This window comes from Erwinia sp. MYb375 (assembly GCF_037479175.1).
Lineage (GTDB): Bacteria > Pseudomonadota > Gammaproteobacteria > Enterobacterales > Enterobacteriaceae > Erwinia > Erwinia rhapontici.
The window spans coordinates 529933-549775 of the sequence record NZ_JBBGZS010000014.1 but is presented as its reverse complement, the minus strand read 5'-3'; the positions used below and the strand labels follow the sequence as shown (position 1 = coordinate 549775).

Here is a 19843-nt window from a genome sequence, read left to right as displayed (position 1 = left end):
CACTCCTCAGATAGACAGCTTGTTGATGCGTTTGCCGCCGTACAACAGATTGGCAATGGCGCGAGTACCAATAATTGCGGTAAACATCGAGGTCGCAATACCGATTCCCGTGGTGATCGCAAAGCCTTTGATTGAGCCAGTACCGACTGCGTACAGGATCAACACTTTAATCAGCGTCGTGACGTTAGCATCAACGATACTGGAGAACGCGCCTTTATAGCCTTCATGGATCGCCTGCTGAACGGAACGTCCGTTGCGCAGCTCTTCCTTGATACGTTCGTTAATCAGTACGTTTGCATCCACCGCAACCGCCAGCGTCAGCACAATACCGGCAATCCCCGGCATGGTCAGCGTGGCACCAGGCAGCAGTGACATGATACCCACAATCAGCACCAGGTTAGCCAGCAGCGCACTGGTCGCAATCAGACCAAATTTCTTGTACCACACCACCATAAAGATGATGGAGGCGATAAGGCCCCACAGGCAGGCTTCCAGACCCTGAGTGATGTTCTGCTGACCCATTGTCGGGCCAATAGTACGCTCTTCAACAATCTGGATCGGTGCAATCAGCGCCCCGGCACGCAGCAGCAGAGACAACTGGCGTGCTTCGTTCGGGTTGTTGATGCCGGTGATACGGAAGCTGTTACCCAGACGAGACTGGATATTCGCCACGTTAATCACTTCTTCCTGCTTCTCAAGGATTGAGCGACCATTGGCGTCTTTCTTCCCGCTGTCTTTGTACTCAACAAACAGGGTTGCCATCGCTTTACCGACGCTGTCCTTGGTGAAGTTGGACATGATGTTACCGCCAGCGCTGTCCAGGGAGATATTAACCTGAGGCTGGTTGTATTCATCGGTGCTTGAGGTGGAGTCGGTGATGTGGTCGCCAGTGAGGATCACGCGCTTGTACAGCACAACAGGCTGGCCATCACGGGTGTCTTTCACTTCAGAGTCGCCCGGAACGCGGCCGTTCGCAGCGGCAGTGGCATCCACAGAGGTATTTACCAGACGGAATTCAAGCGTTGCGGTGGCGCCGAGGATCTCTTTCGCGCGTGCAGTATCCTGAATACCTGGCAATTCCACGACGATACGGTCAGAACCCTGACGCTGTACCAGTGGCTCTGCAACACCCAGCTGATTCACACGGTTACGCAGGATATTGATGTTCTGCTGTACCGCGTATTCACGGGCTTCACGCAGTCGCTCATCAGACATTACTGCCGACAGGGCATTGCTGCCACTGCTGTTGATGACCATATCGCGGTGACGGCCTGCCAGATAGCTGACGGCTTGATCACGTGCGGCGGCATCACGGAAACGAATTTCCAGACCGTAATTATTGATTTTGCGAACGTTAACGTAAGGGATGCTTTTATCACGAAGGTCACTGCGCAGGTTATCGATGTTCTGCTCCTGGAGTTTACCCAGAGCAGTATCCATATCGACTTCCATCAGGAAGTGAACGCCACCGCGCAGATCGAGACCGAGTTTCATCGGTTCCGCATTGAGCATGGCTAACCACGACGGTGTTGCAGGAGCGAGGTTAAGCGCTACGACGTAATTATCGCCCAGCGTTTTAGTAATCGCTTCGCGCGCGCGCATCTGCACGTCCGTGTTGGCGAAACGCGCCATAATAGCGCCATTTTCCAGCGCAAGTGATTTGCTCTGGATATTATCTTGTTTTAATGCGGTCTGGATCTGAACCAGCGTTTGCTCACTGGCGGCGCTACCGCGCGCACCAGTGATCTGAACGGCCGGATCCTCACCATACAGGTTAGGAAGTGCATACAGCAGACCGACGAGTAACACGACGATCAGCATGATGTACTTCCACAAAGGATAACGGTTTAACACGGCAGTTCCCTTAGGGAAATCGAAAATTAAAGCGCTTTCATTGTACCTTTCGGCAGAACGGCAGCGACGAAGTCACGTTTGACCACAACTTCAGTGGTTTCGTTCAGTGCGATAGCAACATAGCCGGTTTCAGCAACTTTAGTCACACGGCCCACCAGGCCACCGGTGGTCAGCACTTCATCACCTTTAGAAATTGAGTCCATCAGTTTCTTGTGCTCTTTCGCACGTTTCTGCTGAGGGCGCAGGATCATAAAGTAGAAAATCAGACCAAACACAACCAACATAATCACCAGAGAGTAAGGACTTCCCTGAGATGGTGCTGCGGCTGCTACGGCATCAGAAGTGAAAAAGCTCATTAAATTTCCCTCATTGTTTAATTATCAGACGGTAAAGGCGGAACCGCCAATCCTGTCCGTTGGTAGAATTCGGTCACGAAGAGCGCTAATTTACCCTCTTCGATTGCCTGGCGTAAACCAGCCATCAGGCGCTGATAGTAACGCAGATTGTGGATGGTGTTCAGACGCGCACCCAAAATTTCGTTACAGCGATCAAGATGATACAGGTAAGCACGGCTGTAGTTGCGGCACGTGTAGCAGTCGCATTCAGCATCGAGCGGAGACGTGTCATCTTTATACTTCGCATTGCGGATTTTTACCACGCCGTCGGTCACGAACAGATGTCCGTTACGCGCGTTGCGGGTGGGCATCACACAGTCAAACATATCAATACCACGGCGCACGCCTTCCACCAGATCCTGCGGCTTACCGACGCCCATCAGGTAGCGCGGTTTATCCTCAGGTAACTGCGGGCAAACATGCTCCAGAATACGATGCATATCTTCTTTAGGCTCACCGACCGCCAGGCCGCCCACAGCGTACCCATCAAAGCCAATATCTACCAGTCCTTTAACGGAGACATCACGTAAATCTTCGTAAACCCCGCCCTGGATAATACCGAACAATGCGTTCTTATTTCCCAGAGAATCAAAGCGATCGCGGCTACGTTGTGCCCAGCGTAGAGACATCTCCATTGAACGCTTAGCGTAATCCCAGTCAGCCGGATACGGTGTACATTCATCAAAGATCATCACGATATCAGAGCCGAGATCGTACTGAATCTCCATCGATTTTTCGGGATCAAGGAAGATCGCATCACCGTTGATTGGGTTACGGAAATGGACGCCCTTCTCGGTGATCTTACGGATGTCACCCAGGCTGAACACCTGGAAACCGCCGGAGTCAGTCAGGATCGGGCCTTTCCACTGCATAAAGTCATGCAGATCGCCGTGCAATTTCATGATCTCCTGGCCCGGACGCAACCATAAATGGAAGGTATTGCCGAGGATGATCTGTGCACCGGTATCGATCACTTCTTCCGGGGTCATGCCTTTTACCGTGCCGTAGGTTCCCACTGGCATAAATGCCGGGGTTTCTACCACGCCGCGCTCAAAAACCAGACGGCCACGGCGTGCGCGACCATCAGTAGTGTCTAATTCAAACTTCACATTGCCTCCATCAGAGAAACAGTCTGATGTAATAGTTAAAAGAGGGTCAGGCATGCCTGCCCCCTGCGGGAAAGTTACTGGCCCGGGATCTCGGCGTACGCCTCAGGATTACGGGTAATAAACATCGCATCACCATAACTGAAGAAACGATATTTTTCAGCCACGGCCTGCTGGTAAGCCTGCATCGTGTGTTGATATCCGGCAAACGCCGACACCAGCATAATCAGCGTCGATTCTGGCAGGTGGAAATTGGTCACCAGCACATCAATGACTTGGTAGTGATATCCAGGATAGATAAAGATTTTCGTGTCGCCGAAGAATGGGGCAATCAGCGCATCCTGCGCGGCCTGCGCGGCGCTTTCCAGCGAACGCACCGAGGTGGTACCGACCGCGACCACCCGGTTGCCGCGTGCTTTACAGGCGAGCACCGCATCCACCACATCCTGCGGCACTTCGGCATATTCCGCGTGCATAATATGATCTTCGATGGTGTCAACGCGCACCGGCTGGAAGGTCCCTGCGCCAACATGCAGGGTGACAAACGCTGTCTCAATGCCTTTCTCACGCAGCGCAGCCAGCAAAGGCTCATCAAAATGCAGGCCCGCTGTTGGGGCAGCTACCGCCCCTGGTTTCTGGCTGTACACCGTCTGATAAAGTTCGCGATCGGCATCTTCATCCGGGCGATCAATATACGGCGGCAGCGGCATATGGCCGATGACGTTCAGAATATCCAGAACCGGGCGCTCATCATGAAACTCAATTTCAAACAACGCATCATGACGTGCCACCATTGTGGCCTGCACGTTTTCATCATCACCCAGCAGCAATTCAGTGCCTGGCTTAGGAGCTTTCGAAGAACGCACATGTGCCAGCACGCGTTTATCGTCGAGCATGCGCTCAATCAGCACCTCGATTTTTCCACCGCTGGCCTTACGGCCAAAGATACGTGCCGGGATCACCCGGGTATTATTAAACACCAGCAGATCGCCGGGATTGAGCTTATCCAGCAAATCGGTGAATACCCCATGCGTCAGTTCGCCATCCGGGCCATTCAGCGATAACAGGCGGCACCCGCTGCGCTGGGCTTGCGGATAGTGGGCAATCAAAGATTCGGGCAACTCAAAAGTAAAATCGGCAACGCGCATGGTCATTCACAGTCTGGGAAATCAGGGCGCACATTCTAGCTGAAAACTGCTCATAGCTAAACAATCTGCTTAATATCGCCAAAAACTACGCTAGAATCGCGCCATGAACTATCTTGCTCACCTCCACCTGGCCACTCTTGCCAACAGCTCACTGCTGGGCAATATGATGGCCGACTATGTGCGCGGCAACCCGCATCAGCAATGGCCTGAAGCTATCGCTGACGGTATTGCACTTCACCGCCGGATTGATGCACTGACCGATTCCTTACCGGAAGTGCGCAGCGCCCGCCAGCTTTTTCGCATCAATACCCGCCGGGTGGCACCGATTACGCTTGACGTCATCTGGGATCATTTTCTGTCATCTCACTGGGATAAGCTGGTGCCGGAAATTTCTTTGCCAGCTTTTTTGTCACAGGTGAAAAGTGTGATCGAACCGCAACTTGGGACAACCCCGGAGCGATTCCAGAATCTTAATCACTACTTATGGACCGGACGCTGGATGGAGCGTTATGCCGATGCTCCTTTTCTGCAAGAGGTGCTGCGCGGAATGGCAAGCCGCCGCCCGAGACTGGCGGCACTGGAGGACAGTTATCAAGACTTCATTGATAATTATCAACAGCTTGAAGTGTTATTCTGGCAGCTTTACCCGCGTATGATGGCGCAAGCTGTTCAGCGAAAGTTGTGAAACATCTTGCCCAGTTTTACACCTTGCCCTTTTTTTAAAAAAGGTTATTGTATGAAACTGCTTGATAATTAGTACGATTTTGATAGGTATAGCCTATCTGAATAATCGGTACAGCACGCTGGTCCCTGACGGGGCACGCCCCGTATACTGCCCGCGTATTGTCACTTTATTTCAACTTACTTTTACAGGAGTGAACATGGTCCTGGTAACTCGTCCAGCCCCTGATTTTACCGCCGCAGCCGTACTGGGCAACGGTGAGATCGTAGAAAACTTCAACTTTAAAAAACACACCGCTGGTAAAGCCACCGTTGTGTTCTTTTGGCCAATGGACTTCACCTTCGTATGCCCTTCTGAGCTGATCGCTTTCGACAAGCGCTATGCAGAATTCCAGAAACGCGGCGTGGAAGTGGTTGGTGTTTCCTTCGATTCAGAGTTCGTGCACAACGCATGGCGTAAAACTCCGGTTGATAAAGGCGGCATCGGCGAAGTTCAGTACGCAATGGTTGCTGATATCAAACGTGAAATTCAGAAAGCCTACGGCATCGAGCACCCGGATGCGGGCGTGGCTCTGCGTGGTTCTTTCCTGATCGACAAAGCCGGTGTGGTTCGCCACCAGGTGGTTAACGATCTGCCACTGGGCCGTAACGTTGATGAAATGCTGCGCATGGTTGACGCGCTGCAATTCCACGAAGAGCACGGCGAAGTGTGCCCGGCTCAGTGGGAAAAAGGAAAAGAAGGTATGGGCGCATCTCCAGAAGGTGTTGCTAAGTACCTGACTGAAAACGCCTCTAAGCTGTAATTGCTTCTGCGTTTTCCAGGAAAGCTCGCTTCGGCGGGCTTTTTTTTCACCTCAATTTTCCGCTTCCCCATCTTTCGTCACACCTTTAGACGAAATTTTGTCATGATGCCCACTGACCTTTCCCCCATCGCAAGGATGATCCCGATGAAAAAGAGTGCTCTGCGTTTTTCCCTCGCCACCCTGTTCAGTTCACTGAGCCTGATGGCCCAGGCCGCGCCTCATTATGTGCTGGAAAAAGTAGTAGAAGTCAGTCGTCACGGCGTTCGCCCTCCAACGGCAGATAACCGTAAAGAGATGGAGGCCGGCAGTGGGCGCCCCTGGGTAAGCTGGTTAACCGCCGACGGCCAGCTGACCGGTCACGGCTACAGCGCGGCATGGCTTAAAGGTCAGTACGAAGGGAATCAGTATCGCCAGCTTGGTCTGCTCGGCGCAGGCTGCCCGATAGAGAAAGATATTTTTGTCTGGGCCAGCCCGTTACAGCGCACCCGTGCCACTGCTGAAGCCCTGACTGACGGGGCATTCCCCGGCTGTGGCATCACTATTCATCACTCCCTGGAAAAAAACGATCCGCTGTTTCAAAACCAGGGTCCGGGATATGCCACCCTCGACCAGGAGCAACAGCGTCAGGGGGCACTGACCGCCCTGGGCGGCACGCCAGCCGATGCACAAAAACGGCTGCAACCAGAGATCTCCCTGCTGAAAAAGGCCGTCTGCCAGCCAGATAAGCCCTGCCCAATCTTTGATAAAATGTGGGAAATAAAATTCGCCTCCGATGGCCGTATTATGATCACCGGTCTGGATACCCTGGCGGCTATGGCAGAAACCCTTCGTCTGGAGTGGAGCGATAATAAACCGCTGAGTCAGGTGGCGTTTGGTCACGCCGACAGTGCCGCACAGATCGGCAAGCTCATGGCATTACTGGCACCGAAATACGATGCCACCAACGATCAACCCTATGTCGCCCGGCGTGGCGGTTCCTTATTGATGGAGCAGATTGCCAAAGCATTGCAACAGGGCGTGACGCCGCAACAGGATGCACCGCCGGAGGCTCGCTGGCTGCTGTACGTCGCTCATGACGTCAATATCGCCTATCTGCGTACGTTGCTGGATTTCAGCTGGCAACAGGGTGACTATCCTCGTGGCACTGTCCAGCCAGCAGGAAGCCTGGTATTTGAACGCTGGAAAGAGACACAAAGCGGGAAACGTTTTATCCGCATTCTGTTCCAGGGGCAGAGTCTTGATCAGATTCGTCAACTGACGCCCATCGACAGCCACCACCCGCTACTGATCACCGAGTTAAAATTTGCCGGCTGTGAGAAAACCGAAGCAGGTACTCTGTGCCCTTACGACAGCGTACTGCAACGCCTTAACCAGAATATCGACCGGTCACTGATTCGCCCGGTAAGCTATCAGGATCACTCCGCATCCCTCTGAGAAACGCCATGACTTTCCGCAGTATTGCGGTAAAATTCAGCGGCACACACAGAGGGAGTGCCGATGGCGTCTGAAAACAAAAGTTGGGTTACTGCGGCCGATGTTGCACGCCTTGCCGGTGTATCACGTTCTGCCGTCTCGCGTACCTTCACCCCTGGCGCTTCCGTTTCTGATCCGACGCGCCAGAAGGTGATGGCCGCCGCCAGTGAGCTGGGCTACCAGGTGAATATCATTGCGCGCACCATGATCACCGGTAACAGTAATTTTGTCGGTATCATCACTGCCGGTTTCGATAATCCTTTTCGCAGTAAACTGCTGGCACCGCTGGTGCATCATCTGGCATTACAGGGGTTTATTCCCCTGCTGATGAATGCCGACGATCCCCAACAGTTAGAACCCTCACTTCGACAGCTGCTCAGCTACCATGTGACGGGGGTAATCATCACCTCCGGCGCGCCTCCGCTGTCGCTGGCCAAAGAGTATCTGGCAAAAAAGATCCCCGTAATGCTGATCAATCGTCACGCCGACCTGCCTGGTGCCGATCGCATATGCAGTGATAATGCGCAGGGTGCAAAGCTGATAGCCGCTGTATTCAGCGAACAGGATCTGCAACGACTGGCCTTTATCGGGGAAGAGGCGGAAAACTTCAGCACCTGGCAGCGCTGGCAGGCCTTTCGTGAACAGGCACCGCAGACCATTGCCCTTTTCTGCCCGCGAGGCGGTTATCAGGCTGGCTGGGACGCCGCAGCAAAACTGCTTGCTGATCATCCCGATTTGCAGGGGATCTTTTGTGCCACCGATATGCTGGCGATGGGCACACTGGATTACTTACGTCAGCATCCTGCTTTCTCTGCGATTAAAGTTGCTGGATTTGATGACATCCCACAGGCCGCATTCGCGGCGTATCAACTCACGACGATCCAGCAAGATACCGACAAACTGGCGCAACTTGCCGTTCATTCTCTACTGGAAAGACTGAAAAACTTCGCCCAGCCTTCGCAGCAAAAATCTGTTCCTGTCACACTTATCCGCCGTTACTCCGCCTGATTTGAACAATTTGTTTTATGTTATAACGATCACGGAATCATTTTTTCATTCTGGTCATTATTCTGTCACAACGTTGTAACACGCCTTTTTACACTTGTAATTGCACACGTGTGCACAGAGGATGATTATGTTAACGATACAAACAGCATTGCTACGCCTGGTGTTTATCCTGGCCATGGTGCCAGTATTCAGCAGTCAGATAGCGCAGGCGGAAGCGTTTCACCTGGAGAAGGTCGTGGAGATTAGTCGCCACGGGGTCCGTCCGCCCACGCCGGATAACACCAAAGCGATGGAGGCGGGGACAGATCGCTCCTGGCCACAGTGGCTGACCGCCGATGGCGAACTGACCGGGCACGGTTATGCCGCTGCGGTATTGAAAGGCGGGTATGAGGCAAACGGCTGGCGTCAGGCCGGGTTGCTGACGTCGGGATGCCCTGACAGCAAGACACTGTATGTCTGGGCAAGCCCGCTACAGCGCACAAAAGCGACGGCGAAAGCATTAACCGATGGCGCATTCCCGGGGTGTGATGTGACGGTGCACAGCGTCAGCGGTGACAGCGATCCCTTGTTCCAGAGCGATAAGATGGGGCTGGCTCCGCTGGACGAAGCACAGGCCCGGGCAGGGATTGAACAGGCAATGGGCGGTAGCGTACAGCAGGCAGAGCAGCGTGCCGCCCCGGAGATCGCCCGTTTGAAAGCAGCCGTCTGTCAGGCGGATCATCCCTGCCCTGTCTTCGATCACCCATGGAGTATCAAGCGTAGCAAGGACGGCCGTTTTGAGGTAGAGGGACTCGCGACGCTGGCGAATATGGCAGAAACGTTCCGCCTGGCATGGAGCGAAAATCAGCCGTCATCCAGCGTCGCCTTTGGCCATGTGCACTCGGCGGCCGATGTGGCGAAACTGATGCCGCTGCTGACCACCAAATACGATTACATCAACGACGTGCCCTACATTGCGCAGCGTGGCGGATCGATACTGATGGATCAGATCGCCAAAGCGCTGGCTCCTCAGCAGGTGCAGGGCGGCCCACCGGACGTGCGCTGGTTACTGTATGTGGCACACGACACTAACATTTCCTGGCTGCGCACCATGCTCAATTTTAGCTGGCAGCAGGCAGACTATCCGCGCGGCAACATCCCCCCGGCGGGCAGTCTGGTGTTTGAACGCTGGCGTGAGGTGCACAGCGGCAAACGCTTTATTCGCGTCTATTTCCAGGCACAGAGTCTCGATCAGATCCGCAAGCTCACCCCGCTGAATGCCAGCCGGCCACCGCTGATCACTGAGCTGACGTTCAACGGCTGTAAAATAACCCCCGTCGGTACGCTGTGCCCTTATCAGCCAATGCTGAAACGGATCAGGCAGCATATCGATCCTGAGCTGCAAACGCCGGTGAGCTATGCGCAGTAAAGTATCAACAGCCTGCGAGGTGATGATGCTGATGACATAAGGATGTGTTGAAGGCACCCGGTGCCATTTCCCCCGACATTCCGGGAGAAGAGGCACTCCGGGTGCCAGACTACTGATAAGGCTGCACCCGATAGGCACAGCGACGTGCATGGCTGAGAATATGCTCCACCCGAACCACCTCCGCCTGTAGCACCTCACTAAAGATCGCCTGCTCGGCACGGCAAAATCCCTGGCAGGTCGCCGCGGCCGCACATATCGGGCAGTGGTTTTCAATCAGCAGCAGGCTGCCATCTTCCAGCGTCTCGTATTCCGCCATATAACCCTCAGCAGAACGTATTTCTGCCAGCCGCGCCACGCGTGCCGTCAACCCGGCGAGGGCCGATAGCTCTCGCTGGTATAACTCCCGGGTTTTCTGTTCGCGTTTAGCAATCAGCATCTCAATCGCCTGTTCGCCAAAGGATTCACGCACCACGTCCAGCAACTGCACGGTCAGTTCAGGGTGCGTATCAGGAAATCGTTTCTCGCCTTCAGGCGTGAGTTGCCAGAACTGTGAAGGGCGCCCAACGCCGCGCGATCGGGAAAAAGCGCTCACCAGCCCATCCGCCGCCAGCTTTGTGAACTGCTGACGTGCTGCTTCGGCCGTCATTCCCAGCACCTTTCCCGCCTCTGAAGCCTGCTGCGGTCCGCGGGTTTTCAGCAGATGAAGCAGCCGCTGTGATGTCGATAAGTGCTCTTCAGGCCCCGAAGGCAAGTGATTTATTGACAAAATTTTTCTGACCCCGCTAATATTCCAAGTGTTTTCTTGTTTTATTAATTTACCTCAGGGATGCGCGGCCGACAACCCCAGGGTGACTCACAATCGTGGTTTCAAGGAGCCATTATGTCATCACATGAAGGAAACTGGGGAGATCTTCTCTCCGGTAAGAATGCCGCCCGCTCCATCGCACTTTCTGGTGGGGTTGCACTGCACGCTATCAATATTTATATCGCCACTACCGTGCTGCCTTCGGTCGTTAAAGAAATTGGTGGACTGAATCTCTACGCCTGGAACACCACACTGTTTGTGGTCGCTTCCATCCTCGGTTCGGCACTCACCAGCCGAACGTTGAGTCGCGCCGGGTCGCGCGGGACCTACGCTATCGCTATCCTGCTGTTCCTTGCGGGTTCCCTGCTGTGTGCCCTGGCCCCGAATATGCTGGCGATGTTACTGGGCCGCACCATTCAGGGCCTGGGCGGTGGTTTCCTGTTTGCGCTCGGCTACAGCATGATTTACGAAGTGTTTGAACGGGCGCTGTGGCCGCGCGCCTTTGCGCTGATCTCCGGCATGTGGGGCGTTGCGACGCTGGTCGGCCCGGCGATTGGCGGGATCTTTGCAGATATCGATGCCTGGAGGCTGGCTTTTGCTTTTCTGCTGCCGGTGACAATGCTCTACGCATGGGTGGTGTGGCGAGCTTTACCCGCAGATAACCGTAAGCGCAAACCTGCCGCACGCCTGCCTTTGCTCCAACTGCTGCTGCTCACCGCTGCTGTACTGGCAATCAGTATTGGCAGCACTGAATCACAGCTGAGTTACAACCTGATGGGCGTGGCACTGGCGGTGCTGATGGTGGCGCTGTTAATCCGCCAGGAGTTTGTTAGCGACACCTGCCTGCTGCCCCGTCACGCGCTACGCCTGCGCTCTCCCCTGCTAAGCCTTTATCTGACCATCGGCCTGCTGGTTGTCGGCATGACCAGCGAAACTTTCGTACCCTATTTCCTGCAGAATCTGCACGGGCAGACGCCACTGATGTCCGGCTATCTGGCCGCACTGATGGCGGCAGGCTGGACGCTGGCTGAAATCTGGAGCTCCGGCTGGCGGGAAAAAAGAGTATCGATGGCCATCGTGGCCGGGCCGCTGCTGGTGCTGGCCGGGATGGCGGTGCTGGCTTTCTCCGTTCCGGTACAAAGCGGTTCTACGCGTACGCTGGTGGTGATGATTTCACTGGGGCTGCTGCTGGTTGGCTTTGGTATTGGACTGGGCTGGCCGCATCTGTTGACGCGCGTTCTGGATGTCACCCCTGAAGAAGATCAGGATGCAGCGGCCACCTCGATCTCCACGGTGCAACTGTTTGCTACCGCGCTGGGTGCGGCGCTGGCCGGGATGCTGGCCAATCTGGGAGGGTTGAATTCGCCTGGCGGCGTGGAAGGTGCCAGCAGTGCGGCACGGATGCTGTTCAGCGTGCTGGCGATTGCGCCTCTGCTGGCGTTCTTCAGTGCCAGACGGGCAGCAGCGTCTAAATAGAAGGGGGGTAATGCTGGCCAGTTGACCTGGCCAGCATTCATGCCACGGTTAGCGATTCTTCCGTTTCACCCATTGCCAGCTCAGCAGTAGCAACAGGATCCAAGCCATACCGACGTAAAGTGAAATACGGGTATCCGGGAAATAACCAATTAGTCCAATCACGAACATCAGGAACAGAATCCCCACAACGGCAGTGGCCGTGCCACCCGGCAGCGAGAACTTCAGCGCTTTCTGTTGCTCAGGCGTCAATGTACGACGAAAGCCGATCTGCGAGAAGAGGATCATAATCCACACCCAGACGGTAGCGAACGTCGCCAGTGAGGCGATCACCAGGAACACTTTCTCTGGCATCAGGTAGTTGAGGTATACCGCCACCAGCATCGCCATCATCATCGCCAGCACCGTGACCCACGGCACGCCTCTGCGTGATACGGAAGCAAACACTTTCGGTGCATGTCCCTGCTCTGCCATGCCGTGCAGCATACGCCCCACGCCAAATACATCGCTGTTAATCGCCGACAGCGAGGCGGTAATCACCACAAAATTAAGAATTGTTGCGGCGGCGGCTATGCCCAAATTCTGGAAAGTCAGTACAAATGGGCTACCGTTCGTCCCCACCTGGTTCCAGGGGTAAATGGACATAATCACAAACAGTGTACCGACATAGAACACCAGAATACGCAGCGGTACCGTGTTAATCGCCAGGGGAATCGACACCTGCGGATCTTTCGCTTCACCGGCGGTGATACCGATAATTTCAATACCGCCAAAGGCAAACATCACTACCTGCAATGACAGCACCACACCTATCCAGCCATTGGGGACAAAGCCGCCGTGAGTCCACAGATTACTGATCCCCGTCGCCTGGCCACCGTTGCCGATGCCCCAGAAAATAATGCCAAAGCCAGCGAGGATCATCACGATAATGGTGGCCACTTTAAACAGTGACAGCCAGAACTCGACTTCACCAAACACCTTCACCGTGGCGAGATTCAGCGCGCCGATAATCAGCACCACGCTCAATACCCATATCCAGTGCTGAACGTGCGGGAACCACACCCCCATATAAATGCCGAAAGCGGTGACATCGGCAATGGCAACAATCAGGATTTCAAAACAGTAGGTCCAGCCAGTGATATAGCCAGCGAGCGGGCCGAGGTAATCACGTGCATAGCGGGAGAAAGAGCTGGCCTGTGGATTATTAACGGACATTTCGCCCAGGGCGCGCATAATAATATAGGCAGCGAGCCCGCCCACCATATAGGCAATCAAAACGCCAGGGCCGGCCATTCTGATGGCATCAGCCGAGCCATAAAACAGCCCGGTGCCAATGGCAGAACCCAGAGCCATAAACCGGATATGGCGGGTACTCAGTCCCTTTTTGAGTGTTGTACTTGTCATATTTACACCTGTCGGCCCCTTACCGGCAAGGAGGTAAGGGGGAGTTCTACAACGCTATTGCTGATGCGCAGTAACCGACTGGCGGCCTGTAACGCGATCGTACACGGCTACCAATACCAGCATCACCAGTGAAGGTGGCAACCATGCCAAACCTTGATCTGCCAGTGGCAGATTCTGGGTTACTGCTGGCAGGAGTGCCTTTAAGCTCGTACTTTTGATTGCATCAACAATGCCGAAAACCAGGCTAACCAGCATCGTTGGCGCAATAATCCTCGAGCTTTTTTTCCACCATTTTAAAGTGAAGCTCAACAGTACCAGTACGATACAAGGTGGGTAAATCGCAGTTAACACTGGAATTGAAATTTGAATCAGATGACTGAGACCCAGGTTAGACACCACCATCGAGAACAGGCCAAGAATAAACACCAGCTGACGGTAGCTAAGAGGCAGGTAGTGCTCAAAGAATTCCGCGCAGGCACAGGTCAGGCCGACAGCGGTCACCATGCAGGCCACAAAAATCAGTGCCGCCAGGAAGAAGCTGCCCATACCGCCAAAGGTATGCTGTACGTAGGCATGCAGAATGGCCGCGCCGTTAGCGTTCTGGTCAACAATGGATGCACTGTCGGAACCCAGTTTAAACAGCGCCAGGTACACCAACGTCAGACCCACACCCGCAATCAACCCGGCTATCACGGTGTAACGCGTGAGTAACTTCGCTTCGGTGATGCCACGTGAGCGTGCTGCATTGACGATAACAATACCGAACACCAGCGCACCGAGGGTATCCATGGTCAGATAACCGTTCACAAAACCGCTGGAGAACGCCGCACGCTGATAATCAGCCGTTGCCGGTGTAAGTCCGCCCGCAGGCCACAGCAGCGCGGCCAGGCCCAGGACGGCCAGGGCGAAAATTTTCAGTGGTGCCAGTACGTGGCCCACGGTATCCAGCAGTTTGCCAGGATAGAGGGAAATGCCAATCACCAGGGCGAAGTAGACGACGCTGTAGATCATCAGCGGCAACGCACCATCACCGGTGAGTGGAGCAATCCCCACTTCAAACGAAACGGTCGCCGTACGCGGTGTGGCAAACAACGGGCCAACGGCCAGATAACAGACGGTGGCCAGCACGATGCCAGCGGCTTTGCCGATCGGTGAGCTGAGGGCATCAATGCCACCGCCCACGCGCGCCAGCGCAATCACCGTAATCACCGGCAGACCCACCGCCGTGATCAGAAAACCGATAGCAGCCATCCAGACATGTTCGCCGGACTGGATCCCCACCATAGGGGGGAAAATGATGTTTCCCGCACCGACGAACAGGGCAAATGTCATAAAGCCCAGCGCCAGGATATCTTTCGAAGTTAAACGATGTGTCATAAGAAATTGTGTTGCCCGTGATGGTGTGAAAAGTCGTGATGTCAGGCTTAAAGTGAAAACCTGTCCCCCTGCTCGCTCTAAAAACGCCGCCGAATCAAACCAATACAGTGGAATGCACTTTGTAATACCGGGTTGACAGCGAATGTGAGCTGATTATTTTCTGTATACAGGGGGATGACGAAAAAACGGGGGTAAGTAGAACGTTTATAGCGAAGAAAGGCAATACGGGATCGGAAAAGCAGGACGATATAGTGCAAAAGACTGCATAACCAGTGCATATATTTAGATCTGATGAAAAATGCCTTACATGATTTGTATCTTTTTCGTGCGACACAACGTTAATTTCTGCAATAAACCCCCTTCATATGCACAAAAGGCGCGGAAACCCGCGCCCTGTACACAAAATGATGCAGTCATTACCAGATGCGGCTGGCGACATCCACCACCAAGCGCAGCTTAGCCCACTGTTGCTCTTCCGTCAGGCTGTTGCCCTCTTCCGTTGAAGCAAAGCCGCACTGAGGGCTCAGGCAAATTTGATCCAGGCTGACAAACTGTGACGCCTCGCGAATGCGTTTTTCCACCGTTTCAGCGGCTTCCAGTTCACCTGTTTTCGTGGTAATCAGGCCCAGAACTACCTGCTGTTTGCCCGGTTTAATAAAGCGTAATGGCTCAAATCCACCTGAGCGCTCGTTATCGTATTCCAGGAAAAAAGCATCAATGTTGACGCCGCCAAACAAGATTTCGGCTACCGGCTCATAGCCACCTTCAGAGATCCAGGTGGAACGGAAGTTGCCACGACAAACATGCAGACCAATGACCAGGTCATCCGGCTTCCCTTCGATGGCTTTATTCAGTACACGGGCATAGGTGCGGGCCAGCGCTTCCGGGTTATCGCCACGTTCGCGGATCTGCTGTTTTTGATCGTCAGAACACAGATAAGCCCAGACAGTATCATCCAGTTGCAGATAACGGCAGCCAGCATCATAAAAGGCTTTAATCGCGTCACGATACGTCTGTGCCAGGTCATCAAAATAGATATCCAGGTCCGGGTAAACGTCAGCATCAATCACTTTACGTCCACCACGGAAGTGCAGCACGCTTGGGCTTGGAATGGTCATCTTAGCCACGGCATCGCCGCTGATGCTTTGCAGGAAACGGAAATCTTCCAGCATCGGATGATGGCTAAAGCCCAGCTTGCCGGTCACTTTCACGCCCCGTGCTTTTGTCTGCACACCGTTAAACTGAATGCCCTGCTCGGCTTCATAGCGCTCCACACCATCCAGACCATCGAAGAAGTCGAAATGCCACCAGGCGCGGCGGAATTCGCCATCAGTCACCACCTGCAAACCGTTTTCACGCTGATGGGCCACCACCTTACGGATCGCCTCATCTTCCACCGCGCGCAGTGCAGCAGCGTCTATCTCACCTGCCTCGAACTGCTTACGAGCCTGTTTAATCTCAGCCGGGCGCAGGTAGCTGCCAACCACTTCGGCACGATAGGGGGTAAATGTTGTCATGATGAAAACTCCTGGCCTGCACGCGGCGCATAATTTAGTGACGTAATAATTACATCAGGTTATATTTAGACGTCTGGATGTCTACATGTCTGTTGAACCAAGAGTCTCATGAGAAACCTTCAGCGGCAAACGAAGAAATTTCACGGCAGATGAATAATTTTCATGATGGCTGAGTGAGGGTCAGGCATGCCTGACCCCTACAAGATGGGAGCAATACTTTGTAGGGGCGAGGCACACCTCGCCCGAAGGCACAGTGACAGGGTCAGGCGTGCCTGACCCCTACGAGATGAGGAGCAATATATTGTAGGGGCGAGGCATGCCTCGCCCGAAGGCACTGTTACTCGGCCAGCATTGCACGGGCGCGCTGCATCTGCTGCTCAGACAGGGGCAGATACCCCGCCTGGCTGACCAGCGCCTGGCCCTGTGGAGATAGCGCTAAACGCAAAAAAGCAGCCGTCAGCGGCTCCAGTGGTTTATCGGGCGCTTTATTGACATAGATATAAAGAGGACGGGCATAAGGATAGCGGCCGCTGCGAATATTCTCGGCGCTTGGCGCGATCCAGTCATTGCCATCACGCGCCACCGGCACGGTTTTGACGCCGCTGATATGAAACCCGGCACTGGCGTAACCAATGCCATTCAACGTTCCCGCAACGGCCTGTACCACAGCGGCAGAGCCGGGATATTCCCCAACATCATTACGGAAGTCACCGTTACACAGCGCCTGCTGTTTGAAGAATCCCCAGGTCCCGGAGGCCGAGTTACGGCCAAAGCGCTGTAATCCGCGCGTCGCCCAGCCGGGCTGAGTTAACTGTAAATCCCCCCAGGTTTTGGGCTCGGATAATCCGCCACAGCGACGCGTCGCCGAGAAAATGGCATCCAGTTGCTGTGCATTCAGCCCGGTTAACGGGTTGTCCTGATTGACCACCACCACCAGCGCATCCATCGCCACCGGTACAGCCAGCGGCTGATAACCGTAGCTGTCTTCAAATAACTGGCGTTCTACCGCCTGCATCGGGCGGCTCATCGCACCAAGCTGAGCAGCCCCCGCGGCAAGCGCGGTCGGCGCAGTCGACGAACCGGCTGCCTGGATCTGCACATTCACACCGGGATACTGACGATTAAAACTCTCACCCCACAGCGCCATCAGGTTACCCAGCGTATCCGAGCCAACGCTGGTGAGATTCCCCGCCAACATGCCCTGCTTCGCCGGCACCTGCGAACTGACCAGCAGCAGCGCCAGCGCGATTAACATTTTCATTGCATGGGTTCCGTGAGACTTAATGCAACGCATTCTCGACCAGTTCGGCACTGACAATCAACCTTGGTGGCAATTGAAAGCTGAAACAGGTTTCAGCACCGGGCGTGCTGCTGATATCCAGGCGCGTATTGTGGTGGCTGAGCGCATGCTTCACGATAGCCAGCCCTAATCCGCTACCGCCCGTCTGTCGGGAACGCGCTTTATCAACGCGATAGAAACGCTCGGTCAGACGAGGCAGGTGTTCCGGTGCAATCCCGGGTCCATTATCTTTAACCTTAAACTGTGCACCCTGCGGGCTGCGCAGCCAACTGATATCAATACGTGTGCCATCCGGCGTATGGTTAACCGCGTTATACACCAGATTGGAGATCGCACTGCGCAGCTGCTCGTCGTTGCCAAACACGCGCAAATGCGGGTCGGTATGGAAATAAATATCATGGCGCCCGTTACTGAGCGTTTCCGCTTCACGCTGCAACACCCGAAGCATTATCGGCACATCCACGGTTTCCTGCAAATCGATCGCCGGGGCAGCTTCAATGCGTGACAAGGTCAGCAGCTGTTTCACCAAGCTGTCCATGCGTTTAGTCTGTTCCTGCATGGTGTGCAGCGCCTTATCGCGCAGACTGCCCTCCAGCACGGAATCGTTCATCATCTCCAGATACCCCTGCAATACCGTGAGCGGCGTACGCAGTTCATGGCTGACATTGGCAAAGAAGTTACGCCGGGCCCCTTCCAGCTGATGCATCTGGGTGACATCACGCGCCACCAGCAACCATAGCCCTTCACTGTAAGGCATCACACGAAATTCAAGATGGCGATGGCTGTTCAGCACCAGCGTAAGCGGGCGAGAAAAATCACGCTGACGCAGATAGCGGGTAAACTCCGGGTAACGCAGGAGATTGAGGATATTCTGCCCGTTATCTTCCGGCCAGCGCAGCCCCAGCATCTGTTGTGCCAGGCCGTTGCACCAAAAAATCGTCCCCTCTTCGGTGGTCAGTACCACCGCATCAGGCAGAGATTCTGCACCGCTACGAAAACGTTTGATCAGATGACCGAGTTCACGGCGGCGGCGGCGGTTACGCGCCTGCATTTGATACAGGCCATAAAACAGCGGTTCCCAGCTGCCACGGCCGCTGGGAGGTGTCATGCTGCGGTCAACCCACAGCCAGTGAGAGAGTCGAAGTAAATTGTTGAAATGAAAGCCCAGCACACAGAGTACTGAGATTAACAGCAGCCAGGGGAGCCAACCCACCAGCAGCCCGAGGAGTAACGCGGGCAAACCGGCAAGCAGCAGCTCAAACAATAATCTCTTCCAGGAGAGGCGTTCCAACACGGTTCAGACTCCAGCGCGAACAATCAATAGCGTGCAGAGAAACGATAACCTGTTCCGCGAACCGTCTGCACCATACGATCGTGCCCGGTCAGTTCCAGCGCCTTACGTAAGCGACGAATGTGCACATCAACGGTACGATCTTCGACGTAAACGTTAGTTCCCCAGACATGGTTTAGCAACTGCTCACGGCTGTAAACACGCTCAGGATGCGTCATAAAGAAGTGCAGCAATTTATATTCGGTCGGCCCCATTTCCAGCGGCTGCGTGTCAGACATCACGCGATGCGATGACGGATCGAGACTCAGCCCCTGCATTTCAATCACCTCTTCCACCGCCATCGGTGAAATACGGCGCATCACCGCTTTAATACGGGCCACCAGCTCTTTGGGTGAGAAGGGTTTCGTAATGTAATCGTCGGCACCCACTTCCAGGCCACGGACGCGATCTTCTTCTTCGCCACGCGCGGTCAGCATCATAACCGGAATATCCCGGGTCATGGCTTCACGCTTCAGATGCTTAATAAACTGAATGCCGGAACCACCCGGGAGCATCCAGTCCAGCAGGATTAAATCCGGCCACGGCTCAATGAGCATACTTACTGCGCTGTCATAGTCCTCGGCTTCGATCGGTTGATAGTCATTTTGTTCCAGAACGAAACACAACATCTCACGGATTGGGGCTTCATCTTCAACCACCAGAATGCGCTTGGCCATTATTGCTCCTGCTACAGTGACAGGTTGTCACGGGGATATGCGGCGCCATTATGCGTCAGTTTTATGACACTTTTATGAAAAAAG

Annotated in this window: 17 protein-coding genes; 6 read left to right on the top strand and 11 right to left on the bottom strand. The window is 54.4% G+C overall.

What is annotated here, in order from left to right:
• Positions 1 to 6: 6 nt before the first annotated feature.
• The 4 genes from secD to queA form a co-directional block, all read right to left on the bottom strand.
• Positions 7 to 1854: a protein translocase subunit SecD gene (gene secD / locus WH279_RS09160; protein WP_200641349.1), complete on the bottom strand. Its 1848-nt coding sequence runs from the start codon at positions 1852 to 1854 to the stop codon at positions 7 to 9.
• A 26-nt stretch (positions 1855 to 1880) separates the two neighbouring features.
• The gene (gene yajC / locus WH279_RS09155) at positions 1881 to 2210 is read right to left on the bottom strand and encodes a preprotein translocase subunit YajC (protein ID WP_062747803.1); all 330 of its coding nucleotides are present in this window, start codon (positions 2208 to 2210) and stop codon (positions 1881 to 1883) included.
• Positions 2211 to 2227: 17 nt separating this feature from the next.
• Positions 2228 to 3358, bottom strand: coding sequence for a tRNA guanosine(34) transglycosylase Tgt (tgt, locus tag WH279_RS09150; protein WP_133846290.1), 1131 nt, complete (start codon positions 3356 to 3358; stop codon positions 2228 to 2230).
• 74 nt (positions 3359 to 3432) lie between these two features.
• Positions 3433 to 4503, bottom strand: a complete 1071-nt coding sequence (queA, locus tag WH279_RS09145; RefSeq protein ID WP_339456268.1) for a tRNA preQ1(34) S-adenosylmethionine ribosyltransferase-isomerase QueA — start codon at positions 4501 to 4503, stop codon at positions 3433 to 3435.
• A gap of 103 nt (positions 4504 to 4606) precedes the next feature.
• On the opposite strand from queA, the gene WH279_RS09140 reads away from it, so the two are divergent.
• From WH279_RS09140 to WH279_RS09120, 5 genes are all read left to right on the top strand, one after another.
• On the top strand, positions 4607 to 5188 hold the full coding sequence (locus WH279_RS09140) for an ACP phosphodiesterase (protein ID WP_339455985.1): 582 nt from the start codon (positions 4607 to 4609) through the stop codon (positions 5186 to 5188).
• 196 nt (positions 5189 to 5384) lie between these two features.
• A complete protein-coding gene (locus WH279_RS09135) occupies positions 5385 to 5987 on the top strand; it encodes a peroxiredoxin C (protein WP_133846288.1) in 603 nt (200 codons plus the stop codon).
• Between the two features lie 135 nt (positions 5988 to 6122).
• Entirely contained in the window at positions 6123 to 7421 is a 1299-nt protein-coding gene (locus tag WH279_RS09130; protein ID WP_445235240.1) for a histidine-type phosphatase, read from the top strand.
• Between the two features lie 63 nt (positions 7422 to 7484).
• Positions 7485 to 8468 carry a LacI family DNA-binding transcriptional regulator gene (locus tag WH279_RS09125; protein WP_339455981.1) on the top strand — a complete coding sequence of 328 codons (984 nt, stop codon included), beginning with the start codon at positions 7485 to 7487 and terminating at the stop codon, positions 8466 to 8468.
• A 127-nt stretch (positions 8469 to 8595) separates the two neighbouring features.
• Positions 8596 to 9876: a histidine-type phosphatase gene (locus WH279_RS09120; protein WP_339455979.1), complete on the top strand. Its 1281-nt coding sequence runs from the start codon at positions 8596 to 8598 to the stop codon at positions 9874 to 9876.
• 109 nt (positions 9877 to 9985) lie between these two features.
• Here WH279_RS09120 and WH279_RS09115 read toward each other — a convergent pair whose 3' ends face one another.
• Entirely contained in the window at positions 9986 to 10642 is a 657-nt protein-coding gene (locus WH279_RS09115; RefSeq protein ID WP_339455977.1) for a helix-turn-helix transcriptional regulator, read from the bottom strand.
• 114 nt (positions 10643 to 10756) lie between these two features.
• Here WH279_RS09115 and WH279_RS09110 point away from each other — a divergent pair, with 114 nt between their 5' ends.
• Positions 10757 to 12157 (top strand): MFS transporter, encoded by a 1401-nt coding sequence (locus tag WH279_RS09110; RefSeq protein ID WP_339455975.1) that lies wholly within the window; start codon positions 10757 to 10759, stop codon positions 12155 to 12157.
• Positions 12158 to 12205: 48 nt separating this feature from the next.
• Here WH279_RS09110 and proY read toward each other — a convergent pair whose 3' ends face one another.
• From proY to phoB, 6 genes are all read right to left on the bottom strand, one after another.
• Entirely contained in the window at positions 12206 to 13558 is a 1353-nt protein-coding gene (gene proY, locus WH279_RS09105) for a proline-specific permease ProY (protein ID WP_200641343.1), read from the bottom strand.
• 54 nt (positions 13559 to 13612) lie between these two features.
• Positions 13613 to 14935 (bottom strand): branched-chain amino acid transporter carrier protein BrnQ, encoded by a 1323-nt coding sequence (brnQ, locus tag WH279_RS09100; RefSeq protein WP_339455973.1) that lies wholly within the window; start codon positions 14933 to 14935, stop codon positions 13613 to 13615.
• A 416-nt stretch (positions 14936 to 15351) separates the two neighbouring features.
• On the bottom strand, positions 15352 to 16452 hold the full coding sequence (locus tag WH279_RS09095) for a cobalamin-independent methionine synthase II family protein (protein ID WP_339455971.1): 1101 nt from the start codon (positions 16450 to 16452) through the stop codon (positions 15352 to 15354).
• 337 nt (positions 16453 to 16789) lie between these two features.
• Positions 16790 to 17713 carry a PstS family phosphate ABC transporter substrate-binding protein gene (locus WH279_RS09090; protein ID WP_339455969.1) on the bottom strand — a complete coding sequence of 308 codons (924 nt, stop codon included), beginning with the start codon at positions 17711 to 17713 and terminating at the stop codon, positions 16790 to 16792.
• A gap of 19 nt (positions 17714 to 17732) precedes the next feature.
• Positions 17733 to 19046, bottom strand: a complete 1314-nt coding sequence (gene phoR / locus WH279_RS09085) for a phosphate regulon sensor histidine kinase PhoR (protein ID WP_339455967.1) — start codon at positions 19044 to 19046, stop codon at positions 17733 to 17735.
• A gap of 23 nt (positions 19047 to 19069) precedes the next feature.
• Positions 19070 to 19759, bottom strand: a complete 690-nt coding sequence (phoB, locus tag WH279_RS09080) for a phosphate response regulator transcription factor PhoB (protein ID WP_133846278.1) — start codon at positions 19757 to 19759, stop codon at positions 19070 to 19072.
• Positions 19760 to 19843 lie beyond the last annotated feature (84 nt).